Source organism: Bacillus sp. LK2 (assembly GCF_001043575.1).
GTDB lineage: Bacteria > Bacillota > Bacilli > Bacillales > Bacillaceae_G > Bacillus_A > Bacillus_A paramycoides.
The window spans coordinates 33335-47109 of the sequence record NZ_LDUK01000033.1 but is presented as its reverse complement, the minus strand read 5'-3'; the positions used below and the strand labels follow the sequence as shown (position 1 = coordinate 47109).

At 32.1% G+C, this 13775-nt stretch carries 14 protein-coding genes and 3 pseudogenes; 12 read left to right on the top strand and 5 right to left on the bottom strand.

Annotated features, from left to right (window positions below; translation table 11 throughout):
* Window positions 1-46 precede the first annotated feature (46 nt).
* Window positions 47-1723 carry an alpha-keto acid decarboxylase family protein gene (locus VK90_RS19410; protein ID WP_048374518.1) on the bottom strand — a complete coding sequence of 559 codons (1677 nt, stop codon included), beginning with the start codon at window positions 1721-1723 and terminating at the stop codon, window positions 47-49.
* 127 nt (window positions 1724-1850) lie between these two features.
* Here VK90_RS19410 and VK90_RS19405 point away from each other — a divergent pair, with 127 nt between their 5' ends.
* The 5 genes from VK90_RS19405 to spoIISB all read left to right on the top strand — a co-directional run bounded on the left by VK90_RS19405 (window position 1851) and on the right by spoIISB (window position 4658).
* Complete coding sequence (locus VK90_RS19405) at window positions 1851-2333, top strand: MarR family winged helix-turn-helix transcriptional regulator (protein ID WP_048374516.1); 483 nt, start codon at window positions 1851-1853, stop codon at window positions 2331-2333.
* 170 nt (window positions 2334-2503) lie between these two features.
* Window positions 2504-3241: a 2,3-diphosphoglycerate-dependent phosphoglycerate mutase gene (gene gpmA, locus VK90_RS19400; RefSeq protein WP_048374514.1), complete on the top strand. Its 738-nt coding sequence runs from the start codon at window positions 2504-2506 to the stop codon at window positions 3239-3241.
* Window positions 3242-3427: 186 nt separating this feature from the next.
* On the top strand, window positions 3428-4168 hold the full coding sequence (locus VK90_RS19395; RefSeq protein ID WP_048374512.1) for a type II toxin-antitoxin system SpoIISA family toxin: 741 nt from the start codon (window positions 3428-3430) through the stop codon (window positions 4166-4168).
* Window positions 4169-4280: 112 nt separating this feature from the next.
* A complete protein-coding gene (locus VK90_RS19390; RefSeq protein ID WP_002171984.1) occupies window positions 4281-4409 on the top strand; it encodes a hypothetical protein in 129 nt (42 codons plus the stop codon).
* 72 nt (window positions 4410-4481) lie between these two features.
* Window positions 4482-4658: a stage II sporulation protein SB gene (spoIISB, locus tag VK90_RS30300; RefSeq protein ID WP_002171985.1), complete on the top strand. Its 177-nt coding sequence runs from the start codon at window positions 4482-4484 to the stop codon at window positions 4656-4658.
* A gap of 86 nt (window positions 4659-4744) precedes the next feature.
* Here spoIISB and VK90_RS19380 read toward each other — a convergent pair whose 3' ends face one another.
* Window positions 4745-5134, bottom strand: a complete 390-nt coding sequence (locus VK90_RS19380) for a YxeA family protein (protein WP_048374511.1) — start codon at window positions 5132-5134, stop codon at window positions 4745-4747.
* A 242-nt stretch (window positions 5135-5376) separates the two neighbouring features.
* Between VK90_RS19380 and pepD the strand changes: the two genes are divergently transcribed.
* Complete coding sequence (gene pepD, locus VK90_RS19375; RefSeq protein ID WP_048374510.1) at window positions 5377-6846, top strand: beta-Ala-His dipeptidase; 1470 nt, start codon at window positions 5377-5379, stop codon at window positions 6844-6846.
* Window positions 6847-6911: 65 nt separating this feature from the next.
* On the opposite strand, the pseudogene VK90_RS30805 reads toward pepD, so the two are convergent.
* Window positions 6912-7094, bottom strand: a pseudogene (locus VK90_RS30805) (IS3 family transposase); the annotation flags it as partial.
* 81 nt (window positions 7095-7175) lie between these two features.
* Window positions 7176-7517 carry a YolD-like family protein gene (locus VK90_RS19370; protein ID WP_002171988.1) on the bottom strand — a complete coding sequence of 114 codons (342 nt, stop codon included), beginning with the start codon at window positions 7515-7517 and terminating at the stop codon, window positions 7176-7178.
* 145 nt (window positions 7518-7662) lie between these two features.
* Here VK90_RS19370 and VK90_RS29005 point away from each other — a divergent pair.
* Window positions 7663-7797 (top strand): annotated as a pseudogene (locus VK90_RS29005) (arsenate reductase); the annotation flags it as partial.
* Between the two features lie 249 nt (window positions 7798-8046).
* Here VK90_RS29005 and VK90_RS19360 read toward each other — a convergent pair.
* Window positions 8047-8292, bottom strand: a complete 246-nt coding sequence (locus tag VK90_RS19360) for a response regulator transcription factor (RefSeq protein WP_048374508.1) — start codon at window positions 8290-8292, stop codon at window positions 8047-8049.
* A gap of 246 nt (window positions 8293-8538) precedes the next feature.
* On the opposite strand from VK90_RS19360, the gene VK90_RS19355 reads away from it, so the two are divergent.
* The 5 genes and pseudogenes from VK90_RS19355 (at window position 8539) to VK90_RS19330 (ending at window position 13602) form a co-directional block, all read left to right on the top strand.
* Entirely contained in the window at window positions 8539-9420 is an 882-nt protein-coding gene (locus VK90_RS19355; protein ID WP_048374506.1) for a helix-turn-helix domain-containing protein, read from the top strand.
* A 141-nt stretch (window positions 9421-9561) separates the two neighbouring features.
* The gene (locus VK90_RS19350; protein ID WP_002171992.1) at window positions 9562-9840 is read left to right on the top strand and encodes an AbrB/MazE/SpoVT family DNA-binding domain-containing protein; all 279 of its coding nucleotides are present in this window, start codon (window positions 9562-9564) and stop codon (window positions 9838-9840) included.
* Window positions 9841-10211: 371 nt separating this feature from the next.
* Window positions 10212-10493: pseudogene (locus VK90_RS19340) on the top strand (VanZ family protein); the annotation flags it as partial.
* Window positions 10494-10566: 73 nt separating this feature from the next.
* Window positions 10567-11160 carry an SGNH/GDSL hydrolase family protein gene (locus VK90_RS19335; protein WP_048374500.1) on the top strand — a complete coding sequence of 198 codons (594 nt, stop codon included), beginning with the start codon at window positions 10567-10569 and terminating at the stop codon, window positions 11158-11160.
* A 474-nt stretch (window positions 11161-11634) separates the two neighbouring features.
* Window positions 11635-13602 carry a penicillin-binding transpeptidase domain-containing protein gene (locus tag VK90_RS19330; RefSeq protein ID WP_048374498.1) on the top strand — a complete coding sequence of 656 codons (1968 nt, stop codon included), beginning with the start codon at window positions 11635-11637 and terminating at the stop codon, window positions 13600-13602.
* Window positions 13603-13775: the final 173 nt, after the last annotated feature.

Here is a 13775-nt window from a genome sequence, read left to right as displayed (position 1 = left end):
CCCTCTTAACTGAAGCCGTAATATAAATAGGCCACGCTTTTTTATATTAAGAATTTTGCTTGCCGAATCTTTTTCCAAGTTTAGCTAACAGCTCAGGTTGATCCCCTTGGCTCATTACAACTTCAATAAAGATAAGTCGATCCATATTAAAAGTTATTTTAGATAAGACTTCTACCAACTCTGTTTCATTTTTTACTTTAAATGTGAGACTTTTTTCTTCTGATCCGAATACGTTTGGAAATTTATCATAATCCCACATTTGTATATCATTATACGGTTGATTTGGGCCGTGAATCGCACGTTCAACAGTATATCCATTATTATTGATTAAAAATATAATTGGTTTTAAATTGTGATGTAGTATAGTAGATAGCTCTTGAACAGTTAACTGAAAAGAGCCATCACCAATAATTAAAATGTTCCGTCGTGATAAATCAGCGAGCTGTGTTCCAAGTAGAGCAGGTAATGTATAACCGATGGATCCCCATAATGGTTGCCCTACGTATGTAGTGTTGTTTGGTAAAGGGATAGAGGCGCTACCAAAGAAAGGTGTTCCTTGTTCTGCAATTAAGACATCGTTTTCTTTTAAAAAATGATACATTTGTTGCCAAAAACGTTTTTGTGTAACCATTTGTACTTTTGGATTGAAATCTTCAGTTATAGATGACGATTCTGAGATAAATGGCTTAATTTCAAGATTTTCTTCATTACGATGCTCGATTGAATCGCTTAAATGTTGTAAAACATCTTGCATAAGAACAGGCCCGTATTTTTTATCTATAATTTTCACAGTATAGGGATGGATTTCAATAACTTGCTCTTTCGTAAAACCTTGTGTAAAACCACCGGTAATAGTATCAGTTAATTTCACACCGATACTAATGATACAGTCAGATTCATCAATTCTGTTTCGTAAGTAGGCTGAGCTAACATCACCACTATAAATCCCTATAAATTGAGGGTGTTTTTCAGGGAATATACCTTTTCCCATACTTAACGTTGCGATAGGAAACCCCGTTTTTTCTACGAAATGCTGTAAATCTTCTTCAGCATGAAATCGGGTCACTTCAAAATCTGCTAAAATAACAGGTTTTTTTGCACTATTTATTATTGAAGTGGCATGTAGAAGCATTTTATCCGATGCTTTTTTATTACTTAAAATGGGTTTGTTTAAAATTGGTTCCGTAGGTTTATTAATTGGCTTATTATATACATCAATCGGTAAATTAATATGAACTGGACGTTTTTCATTCCAACATGCACGAAGTACACGGTCAATTTCCTCAGCGGCATGTTCAGGGGTTAAATTTGTTTGTGCTACAGTGATCTCACGATACATATTTGAAAAGTGATCGAACTTTCCATCACCTAAAGTATGATGAACGAGTTCTCCATTTTCCATTACCTTTGTTGTTGGCGTACCAGTTATTTTTATAACAGGAACGTTTTCTGCATATGAACCAGCAATGCCGTTAATTGCGCTTAATTCTCCAACACCAAAAGTGGTAATAAGAGCAGCTATACCTTTTATACGGGAATATCCATCTGCTGCATATGCAGCATTTAATTCATTGCAATTTCCAATCCATTCTACATTTTTATGTGCAATCACATCATCTAAAAAGGCAAGATTATAATCACCAGGAACACCAAATATATGCTCAATTCCTAATTCATGTAGTCGATCTAATAAATATGTACTTACAGTGTATTGCATTTTCATGTGAATCATCTCCTAGTTGTTTTAGGTTATTGTAATTAACTATTAAACACACTCAAAAAGGTTAAGTGCCTTGATTAAAATATTCATTACTGAATTGTGGTATAATTTACATGTAGGGGGAAAGTAGATGACACAACATAAAGAAGAACAGATGAATGAAGCATTAGCATTATTTTACTTTGCATATAAAACTTTCACAGAAAAACCAGATGAAATTATAAAAGAATACGGTATACAGCGTGTACATCATAGAATACTGTTTTTTATTGCTCGTTTTCCAGGGATTAGTGTAAATGAGCTGCTATCGCTGTTAGAAATAAGTAAACAAGCTCTTCACGGACCATTACGCCAACTGTTAGAAAAGGGACTGATTGAGAGTAATGAAGCTACACATGATCGTCGTGTGAAACAGCTATCTTTAACAGAAAAGGGTGCAGATTTAGAGAGAAAGCTGAGCGATGTTCAAAGACAGCAAATGGGAGCTATTTTTTCAAAGTTCGGCGGAGCTTGTGAAGACAATTGGCATCAAGTTATGAATGAAATGGCGAATAGTCGTTCAGGTTTTGATGCATGGATGTCGAAAAGGGAAATACCAGTCGATCAAAAATAACGAGAAAAAATATCTGTTTTTATAGTGTGAAAAAGAACAAATTTTATCCATGCATTTGGCAAATATGGATAAATCATAGTATGTATGGATAAAAAAATTACATTGCCAAAAACTTTATATGTGTACGTATTAGAACATTAAAAATTCATATTTCCGAGAGGGGAATTATAATGATAAAACTTGTACTTATTCGTCACGGACAAAGTTTATGGAATCTTGAAAATCGCTTTACAGGATGGACAGATGTAGATTTATCAGAGAATGGGTTAAGTGAAGCAAGAGAAGCAGGGGCAATATTAAAGGAAAACGGATATACTTTCGATGTTGCTTATACATCTGTGTTAAAACGAGCAATCCGGACTTTATGGATTGTTCTACATGAAATGGATCTTACTTGGGTGCCTATACATAAATCATGGAAATTAAACGAAAGACATTATGGAGCACTACAAGGATTGAATAAAGAAGAAACTGCAAAGAAATATGGAGAAGAACAAGTTCATATATGGAGAAGAAGTGTTGATGTGAGACCACCTGCTCTTACTGAAGATGATCCTCGATATGAGGCGGCTGACCCAAGATATAAAACACTCAAAAAAGGTGAATTTCCATTAACTGAATGTTTAGAGGATACGGAAAAAAGAGTACTTGATTATTGGCATTCAGAAATTGCACCGTCATTAAAAAATGGTGAAAAAGTAATTATTTCATCACACGGTAATACAATTCGTTCGCTAGTAAAATACTTAGATAATCTTTCAAGTAATGGAGTAGTATCATTAAACATTCCGACTAGCATTCCGCTCGTTTATGAACTAAACGAAAATTTACGTCCGATTCGTCATTATTACTTAAGTATGGACGGAGAAGTACCTGAAGGGGAAATTCCGAAACATATTTCTTTTTAACATGAAAATTTGAAACGCATGCTTGTCTACATATACAATGTAGATTCATGATAAAAGACGTGGCCTCTTTCTAATGTATATGCGATGTAGCTAATTTTAGAAGGTTGTCCACGTCTTTTGTCATAAAGAGAGCTGCTTGCGCATGTAATGATATCGTGAGTAGTTTTTGAATGGAGGGTGATGTGATTGACGATCTCTAACATTCGAATCGGCTTATTTATTCTAGCAATCGTCTTTGTCGTTCTTATTTTCTTTTATTGGAAAAATGAAGAATTGTATGAGGAGAAGAAACAACGAATTCGAAAAACTTGGTATGGATTATTCATAACATCAGTCACAGTTTATTTCATGATAAAAGGAATCGATTTAACCCTCTGGAAAAACTTATTAATGTTCACCGCGATGGTAATTTTCGTTGATATTGCATTCATTTTGACACCTAACATTTCAGAAATATGGGGTGCGAAATTTAGCGATATCGGAAAGACGGTCCAATCAATTAAACGGTCATTAATTGCTTCAAAAGCGAGAGGAGAAATATACACGACAATTATTCAAAATGTAAATCCAGCAGTATTCGGTACAATGGAATGGCATACGGAAGAGGCATATACAAAAAGTCTAAACGAATTTTTAGATTCATATGGGGAAAAAGTTGGAGCGAAAATTGTTGTATTTGAAGCAGCAAATGAATTAAATACGAATTTCCGTGGTATTCGCTCTCAATTTAGTATTACAATACCTTTAGAATATATAGAGCAATTGAATGAACAAAAAGCAGTTCAAGTAGAGAACGTTGGGATTATACCAGCAAAAATAGTTAGTGATGTTTTCATTGTTATTGATGGGAAGAAGAATAATCTACAAGATCGAGATTTTGAAAATGTATATAATTTAACAATACATCATAGTTATTTTAGTAAATAAGGACAGAATCGTTTTCTGTCCTTTTCTTCTATACATAAATTCAGAACAAAATCCGACAAAGTTGAATAAAATTGGACAATCATTCCTACACTAGCACGTAGAGGTGATTGTAGTGATAAAAGATTATGACAATGATTTTTTTAAAGAAGAAAATGAAGATACAACAGATTTTTCTTTAATAAAAGGAGATACTTTACAACAAGTAGAAGAGTTAGAAGAAGAATTAAAAAGAAAATCATAAGTGTACACTCTGTCTGCATTTGCTATATAATATAAATACAAGGTTGTATCTTTTTATAAAGGGGGAGAAGAGATGGCAGAATTAAATGTACAAAAATCTTCGTTTTTTAAAGAAAAAAAAGAAGAAGCAAATACAGATTTCTCTCTTGTGAAAGGTGCATTAACGGAAAATATAAATCGTTTAGAAAAGCTTATGAATAGTAATAGTTCGAAATTTATACATGTGAAAAAAATAAAAGAAAATGCATAGGCATTTTCTTTTATTTTTTATCCTGCTATTTGTGGCCTAATAATCAGTGTGGGATGAACAGAAAGCACACTGATTAAAGTCTCATTTTATTTAACATTAAACTTTCCTTTTACTTTTTTAGGTAAATCTGCTTCCTGAATTTCCTCATAGGATTTCACTTCAATAGATGATATTTCATTCTTATCTGTATCCTCTTGATCTACATAAAGGCGTAAAAACGCGTTTTCATTTAATTTATGGTCGTTTTCTTTTTTTGTACTTCTAAATGTAATTTGTTTTTTCACTCCGTCTTCATCATATGCGGGCAACGTGTAGTTCCGTAAGCTTCTACCTTCTACTTTTTCGATAGCGCCTTCGCCTTTTATCTGTATGTAATATACATCTTTACCAATTCTATTCAGTGATGCTCTCTCACAGCCGATAGTAAAACTAGTAAATAATAAACATAGTGTAAGAATAGCTGAAAACTTTTTCATTTTCTTTATCTCCTTCAATTTGTTTCTTTGAAAAGTATACGACTATTTTCTTATTAGAAAAATTGATTTTGATTACAACACCCTTACAATGTTGTAAGAGTATAAGGTATAGAATGAAGAAGGATTAAATTGAACCGTTCATAACAAATTTTAAAACGTTTAAAGAAAGGTAAAATAATGAATCATGGTATAATAATAAAGGACTTACATAATATTTTTTTATTTTGAGAGGAGCTTGAAAAATGTATTCTACTTTAGAACAATTAACAAAGCACCCTGTATTTTATCATTTTGCAGAAATTTCAAAGATTCCTAGAGGGTCAGGTAATGAAAAGGAAATTAGTGATTATTTAGTGAGTTTTGCGAAAGAGCGTAACTTAGAAGTGATTCAAGATGAAGCATTAAATGTCATTATTAAAAAAGAAGCAACTGCTGGCTATGAAAATGTTCCAGCTATTATCATTCAGGGGCATTCTGATATGGTATGCGAAAAAAACCAAGCAACAGTTCATGATTTTGAAAAAGATCCGATTGAATTAAGAATTATTGGAGATATGTTATATGCAAACGAAACAACTTTAGGTGCTGATAACGGTATCGCTGTTGCATATGCATTAGCTTTATTAGATTCAAAAGATATTCCGCATCCAGCTTTAGAAGTTGTTATTACAACGGAAGAAGAAACGACAATGGGTGGAGCTTTCGCTGTTGATCCAAATCATTTTGACGGAAAGATTTTTATTAATATCGATTCTGAAGAAGACCATAAATTACTTGTAAGTAGCGCAGGTGGTGCGAAAGCGGTTGAAACAATTTCGGTAATTTGGGATGAGACACCAGTGGATATGGACGCATATCGTCTATATGTCGGAGGACTTAAGGGCGGACATTCTGGTATGGAAATTGATAAACAGCGCGGAAATGCGAACAAAGTACTAGGACGAGTTTTACGTGATTTATCAACTAATATTCAATTTGATATAAGTGACGTACACGGCGGATTAAAAACAAATGCAATTCCGCGTGAAAGTGTAGCTACAATTTTATTACGTCAAGATGATGTGCAGCAAGTAGAAGAAAAGTTAAAATCATGGACACGAGTATTACAAGAAGAAATGCGCGCTGTTGATCCAGATGTTCATGTTACACTTACAAAATTGGATGAGAAAATAGAAAAAGTATTTGCTAAAGAAACACAAAAACAGCTTATTTCATCATTATTCTTAATTCCAAATGGCATTCAAAGTATGAGCATGGATATTAAAGGTCTTGTAGAAAGTTCAACAAATTTAGGAGTTATTGAAACATTGCAAGATGAAATTAAATTACGAAACGAAGTAAGAAGTTCTGTAAGTAGTTTAAAACAACATATTGCAGATGAAATTAAATATATTGCCGAATTAGTGGGGGCGACATTTGAAAAAGAGTCAGAGTATCCAGAGTGGCCATACAATCCAAACTCACAGATTCGCAATTTATTTGAAAAGGTGCATCAAGAGAAATACAACAAAGACGCTGAAATCTTTGCTGTACATGCAGGAATTGAATGTAGTGTATTCGTTCAAAAGATGCCTGAATTAGATGCGATTTCATTTGGTCCAGATATTTTCAACGTCCACACTCCGGATGAACATATTAGTATTTCTTCTGTTGTGAATAACTGGGGATTCTTCATTGATGTAATGAAGGGGACGAAAGAATTAGCTAAGTAATAAACGATGAAATGAAAAGCAGACTATAAAAAATGAACTAATTCCATAACGTTAGACTGCGTATTTCATTCGCCATCCTTTAGGGCATGAGTTCGGTATTCAACCGACTCATGCCTTTTAATTTTGACTTAACCCGATTGTGATAATAATGGATACATTTTTCAAACTCTTGTTTAAAGTGTTCTATACTCTCAAACGCTGTTAAATAAACAATAATTAGATTGAATAATACCAAAGAAATTTTCAATCTTTCTCTATCTGTATTTAACCTAGAATACAAAATTTTTTCATTTTTATTACCGGCTATATTTGAAAAAATAGTATGTTTTTTATCTCAAATTAATTATATCTATAAATTTAAGAAAAATTCTGTTATAAGATGCATCAGTGCAAGTTATTAAATTCTTTATCGGATTTATGTCAGTTACAGTCATATATCTAGTAAGCAAATGACCATCTCTATAATAAGTAATCAATATCTTCTCTTCAGAAAGAAATGAACATAATAACTTGTTTTCAATAATTTCTTGTTCGTCTTGGGTTAATGTAGGGCGCTCCACTTTTGTTTGTTTTTTAACAATCTTACCAATACCGATGAATTTCTTCGGTACCGAAGCGAATGGAGTCCGCTTAACCATTTCTTTTCCTTTTGGCATATTTGTATCGTTCATGCTATATATCTCCCTAATTGCTATTAATAACTGTATCATTATATCAAATTTTGGAGATGTTGGGATTGTTTATGTAATTATAAAATAAACATTTAGAGGTTTTTTGCTCCTTATAAAATCAAATATCAGATATTATTGATCCAAACTAGTGGTTACTCTTTGTAGTCATGCGGATTCTGTGTGTCTGTCTACACCTCCACATGTTAATCGTGTTCATTGGGGATTTGATAATCCAGCAGGTAAAGAATGGTCTGAATTCCAAAGAGTACGCGATCATTAGAGATCTCGACCTAATTCGAAACTATGGAAAAGGAGAAAAGGTCATTAGATTGCTCGCAGAAAATAAAAGTGATGGTAGTATTAGTGCGTCTCATCTTTATTTTTGGAAACATTATAGTGCAAATAAAAAGGTTAGAGAAGCTAATTCTCTAACCTTTTTATATTAATGCCTGAAATATTAAAAGTGGTGGAGTTACCCAAATAATAAAAGTTTATCGGCTCTTCCATTTTTATTTATAGCTTAAACTCATTATATTTCGCCATTTATAGATGCACCTTTATTTGAAAATAAAGGTGCATCTATAAACCCATAATGATAAACTAAAATACCTAATTCCACTCTAGAATTAATATGCCATTTCTCTTTAATATGATTAATAATCGTTGAAATTCTTCTAGGGCTAACATATATTTTACTGGAAATTTCTGCATCCGTTAATCCTTGTGCTACATAAATAGCCACTTCTAACTCTCTTTCGGTTAACATTTTGTTCATAAAATAAGCTCCTCCGAAATGATTAAAATAAAAATCAAAAGAAACTATTATTTGAAATAAAGCTAAAAATCATATTCAATACCCTTTATTCCTTTTAAGTGTAATAATTTCTCTCATTGCGATACAAGTTTGTAAAAGAAACTATAAATCAATATAATTAGTAATTGCAACTATACTAATTTTACATTACATTAAAAGTTAGAAAATATTCTTATACTCATAAATTGTTACATTTGAGGGGGAAAAATGGAATTCTACAATCTCGGTAGTATTATTAAAGAACTTAGAAAGAAAAAAAATATATCACAATCTGAATTATGTCATGGAATATGTTCACAAAGTCAAATTAGTAAGATAGAAAAAGGTAGTATTTATCCATCTAGCATATTGTTGTATCAATTATCTGAAAGACTTGGTATTGATCCGAATTATATATTTGCGCTAACTCAAAACAAAAAATTAAAATATATAGAAAATGTAAAATGTGTAATAAGAGATTGCATAAAGCAAAAACAATATAAAGAATTGTATGAAATAGTGAAAAAAGAGAAAAACGAAAATAATTTCCAGTCAAAAGAAGATAAACAATTTCTAATATGGCATGAAGCAATTGCTATATTTAGGGTGAATAGATCAACAAAAACTGCTTTAAATCTTTTAAATAATGCATTACAACTAACTGTAACCAATGCTGATTTTTTATCAGAAAGAGAAATAGATATTATGCAGACAATGTCTATATTTCATGGGGAAAACAAAGAATACGAAAAAAGTATTAATATACTAAGAAAATGTTTAACTAATTTTAATAAGTTAGATTTTCCTAGAGATAAAGAAATTAAATTAAAAATCATTTTTAATTTAGCAAAAACTTTAGGCCAGACAAATCAACATGAAGAAGCAATAAAATACAGTGATATTGGTATCAAATTAGCTATTAATCTAAATACTTTCTACCTATTAGGTGAATTATACTATGGAAAAGCTTGGAATTTATTGCGGCTTAAACAACCTAATGAAGAAGATGTTGCTAATAACATGAAAAAAGCATTATTTATATTTGAACTAACAGAAAAAGAACATTATATAAAAATGATTAGAGATAAATATATTGAAAAACAAGAATAAAAAAGAGACAACTTTGATATGAACTATCCTTTATTGTAATTTATTTTTTGAAAAAATTGCTGTAATACGAACTATTCCTTATTGAGGTTTACTGTTAAACTAATTGCTGTAATAGTAGATAAAAATAAAGGGTGGCATTTTATGAAATCAAGAGGGATTACTCGTAAAGCCGATAGCATGGGGCGTATTGTTATTCCAATGGAAATAAGACGGAGTTTAGGAATTGTAGAAAAAGATGCTCTAGAAATGTTTGTGGAAGAGGATCAGATTATTTTGCGGAAATATCAATCTTCACAAGCTTGTGCAATCACAGGTGATATTTCAGACAGGAATATATCGTTAGCGAATGGAAAGATTGTTGTAAGTCCAGAGGGAACAGAACTGTTAATAAAGAAGTTACAGCAATATCTTTTAAAATAAAAGATTAGTAAGAACTTTAAAATAGATTATAGTGCGAAGAAAGTCCCCTAAATGATAGAGGACTTTCTTTATTACAAACATAGGTTGTTCGATTTTTATAAAAAGGGGGAAATTACACAAGATAATTATTTAATGCTGTTTTCGCATATATGGTTGCTTTCTTGGACGTATTGTATGAAGGTTGGTAGTTTGGATATGTGGTTAGATGTGAATGAGCTAACAAAAGAAGAGCAAATGGAACAATTTAAAGCATTGAATTTAGGTTTTCGATTGAATAGCAAGTAATTTTGAAATAGTTCGAATTATGAAAGGGATCTGCTTAAAAAAGGTAGATTCCTAATTTTTTATATAAGTGATTAGAATGCTGTTGCAAAGAGCAAATTACAAAAATGCCTGATGACAATGAGCTAGTTACAAAAAAATTACATATTCGAGATGTCGAAATTCTGTCTCCCAAAGAAGCATTTCAAAAACTAAAACAAGGAGACTTTGATCCTATAATGTCTTTCAAAGCAGGTGATACATTAGTCATTACAGATTATAATATAGGTTACTACGCTGATACAAAAGGCTTTTCTCAACCTATATATGTTTTTCAAGTACGATTAAATGATAATGATAGTTGGTCTCAACCTATTTCCGCGAGAAAATAACGTGAATTTTCTTATATTACGCTGTGGGCTATTGTATAGTGTAGATATGAATAATAAAAAAGGGGGAATAGATATGTGGAAGCGATTTGTAGCGATTGGTGATAGTTTTACAGAGGGGATAGGGGATGAAGTTGAGGGAATAGCATTAAAAAGCTGGGCAGATCATTTTGTTCAACTGTGTGAAAACGATTTAAAGTATGCTAATTTTGCAAAACGTGGGTTAGTAACTAAAGAAATTCGCTCGCAACAATTGGGAAAGGCATTAACTTTTAATCCAGATTTGGTTAGTCTAATTGCAGGTGCAAACGATGTTTTAAAGGGAAGTTGGAATCATCATGCATATAAGAACGATATGGAATTTATGATAGATACATTAAGTAAAACAGGTGCTGATATTATTATAGCAAACCTTCCAGATTTTACAGTTAGGCTTCCTCTTTCTTCTGAAAAAAAACAAGTATTAAGGGAACAATTATTAGAGGCAAATGAAGTTATACTTTCACTGAGTAGAGAGTATAAGCTTCATCATGTTGACTTTTGGAATCATCATTTAGTTAATGACAATACGCTTTGGTCTACAGATTTAGTTCATCCGAACTCAAAGGGATATTTAAAAGTTGCTGAATTGATTTTTAATAGTTTGCCTGTACATGACTCTTCTAAATAAGTTGTAGAATGAAATATGATGATACCGTCAAAAACCCCTGTCGCATACAGCGCAGGGTTTTTTGATGTGAAAAAAAAAGGATATAGAGCGCCTATAAATTATACTGTAAGTAATTCTTTTTATTGTTTATATTTTTGTTATTTTCTGTTGCAAAATCCTTATTATAAGGATTCCTTTTTTGTATCAAAAATCTACAAAGAAAAAAGATAAGATTTGCGAACAAGCACTAAAAGGTATTTTAAATAAAATTGTTAAAACAACACTAATAATGATACCGATTGCTAAATAGATTCGCTTCTTTTGTTTGTAAGAATCTTAAAATCTTCCCCTTCGAATGCAACTTAACCATAAATTTAATTTTTTTGTAAATGTGGAACAATTTCATTACTTACACTGTCTATTAAGCGTTAAAACATTTTTTATTTAATAAATTAAGAAAGGAATAATCATTTATAACTAAGGGAGAAGATTGAATTGAAAAAAATATGGATGCTGCTTTTCTTTTGTTTCGGAATTATGTTGGTAGGATGTAATAAAAACGAACCGCCAAAACAAGCATTTGAAGAATATATCAATTTATGGAATGATAAAAAATTTACAAATATGTATGATCGTTTATCAGAACATGCAAAAAAAACGATTTCTAACAAGGATTTCACAGAGAAATATCAAAAAATCTATGAGGGTATTGGAGTTAAAAATTTAAAAATTAAAATGAAGGGAGAGAATGCTAAAGATAAAGAACTTTTTCTTTTTGAAGTTAATATGGATACGGATGGAGGAACGGTTTCATTCATCCATGAAGCAAAACTCGTGAAAGAAAAGGAATCTTGGAAAATAGATTGGACACCAGACTTCATTTTCCCAGGTATGAAAAAAGATTACAAAGTACGTATGCAAACAGAGCAAGGAAAACGCGGAGAAATATATGATCGAAATGGGAAAGGGCTTGCAACGAATGGTAAAGCGACTGAGGTTGGAATTATTCCAGAGAAACTAGGCGAAACGGCAGCGCAAACAAAAGAAATAGTAGCACAATTACTTGATATGTCTACAGAAGAGGTCGATCAGAAGCTCGCAGCGAAATGGATAAAACCAGACTCCTTTGTACCAATTGGTATTTTGAAAGAGGGAACCAGACAGAATGATTATATTGAATTAGAAGGAGTCTCATCTCGCCCAGTAAATATTCGTACGTATCCATTAGGAGAAGCAGCGGCACACTTAACTGGATATATAGGAAAGGTGAATGCAGAGGAGTTAAAATCTCTTCAAAAAAAAGGTTATCAAGCAGATGATTTAGTAGGTAAGACAGGTTTAGAGAAAGTATTAGAGAATAAATTGCGTGGTGAAAAGGGTGGACGCGTATTTATGGAAGATGAGAATGGGAAAGAGATTAAAAACGTAGTAAAAAAAGAAGCAAAAGAAGGGGAAAATGTTACGTTAACAATTGATGCTGCAATTCAAGAAAAAATCTTTAATGAGATGAAAAATGAAGCAGGATCTAGTGCAGCGGTCAATCCTAAAACGGGTGAAACAATCGCACTTGTAAGTAGCCCCGCTTATAATCCAAATATAATTGTTAGAGGAGAATCAAAAGCCCAACGAGAAGCATGGAATAACGACTCGAAACTGCCAATGATGAATCGCTTCACACAAGCATTTGTACCAGGTTCCGTATTTAAAACGATTACAGGTGCAATTGGTTTGGAAACAAACACAATAAATCCTAAGGAAGAATTTAAAATTCAAGGATTAAAGTGGACAAAAGATTCATCTTGGGGAAATTATTATGTAACACGTGTGAAGGATGCTAGTCCAATTGATTTTGATAAGGCAATGAAGTACTCTGATAATATTTATTTTGCTCAACAAGCTTTGAAAATGGGAAAAGATCAGTATGTAAGTGAATTTAAGAAGTACGGGTTTCATGAAAAATTACCAATCGAATACGAATTTCCTATTTCAATAATTGCAAAAGATGGGATAAAAAACGATATTCAACTAGCAGACACGGGATATGGACAAGGACAAGTATTAATGACACCACTTCATTTAGCATTAACATATGCCCCGATTGTGAATGAAGGGAATATTCCGTCGCCTCATCTTTTAAAAGAAGCAAAAGTAGCGGGGAATTGGAAAAAAAATGTGGTTTCTAAAAAGAATCAAGAGATATTAAAGAGTGCATTAATAAAAGTCATTAATGACCCAGATGGCGCGGGGAGAATTGCTAAGGTTGATGGTGTAACTCTTGCTGGTAAAACTGGTACAGCAGAACTGAAAGAGTCGAAAGAAGCAGACGGAAAAGAACTTGGATGGTTTGCAGCTTTTGATGCAGATGCGCCAGACATGATTGTTACCATGATGATCGAAGATGTAAAAGGAAGAGGAGGGAGCAATGTTCCAGGCGAAAAAGTAAAACATGTTTTTCAGAAATAATACTTAATTAGAAGGTGAAATTTTCTACTAAATTCATTATATGTTTGTTTAACTCAAAGGTATAAATGGGGCAATATAAAGAACAATTAAGTTTCAAAAAAGCATTCTTCCTAATCGAGAATGCTTTTTTATTTTGTTGTGGCTCTAGAAAGTTGATACCTCATCATATTCAT

Bases quoted from the DNA above. Each gene is read 5' to 3' on its own strand.
- VK90_RS19350 (WP_002171992.1), top strand. From the start codon at position 9,562: ATGAAATCAAGAGGGATTACTCGTAAAGCCGATAGCATGGGGCGTATT.
- gpmA (WP_048374514.1), top strand. From the start codon at position 2,504: ATGATAAAACTTGTACTTATTCGTCACGGACAAAGTTTATGGAATCTT.
- VK90_RS19335 (WP_048374500.1), top strand. From the start codon at position 10,567: ATGTGGAAGCGATTTGTAGCGATTGGTGATAGTTTTACAGAGGGGATA.
- VK90_RS19405 (WP_048374516.1), top strand. From the start codon at position 1,851: ATGACACAACATAAAGAAGAACAGATGAATGAAGCATTAGCATTATTT.
- VK90_RS19355 (WP_048374506.1), top strand. From the start codon at position 8,539: ATGGAATTCTACAATCTCGGTAGTATTATTAAAGAACTTAGAAAGAAA.
- spoIISB (WP_002171985.1), top strand. From the start codon at position 4,482: ATGGCAGAATTAAATGTACAAAAATCTTCGTTTTTTAAAGAAAAAAAA.
- VK90_RS19370 (WP_002171988.1), bottom strand. From the start codon at position 7,517: ATGAACGATACAAATATGCCAAAAGGAAAAGAAATGGTTAAGCGGACT.
- pepD (WP_048374510.1), top strand. From the start codon at position 5,377: ATGTATTCTACTTTAGAACAATTAACAAAGCACCCTGTATTTTATCAT.
- VK90_RS19360 (WP_048374508.1), bottom strand. From the start codon at position 8,292: ATGAACAAAATGTTAACCGAAAGAGAGTTAGAAGTGGCTATTTATGTA.
- VK90_RS19410 (WP_048374518.1), bottom strand. From the start codon at position 1,723: ATGAAAATGCAATACACTGTAAGTACATATTTATTAGATCGACTACAT.
- VK90_RS19380 (WP_048374511.1), bottom strand. From the start codon at position 5,134: ATGAAAAAGTTTTCAGCTATTCTTACACTATGTTTATTATTTACTAGT.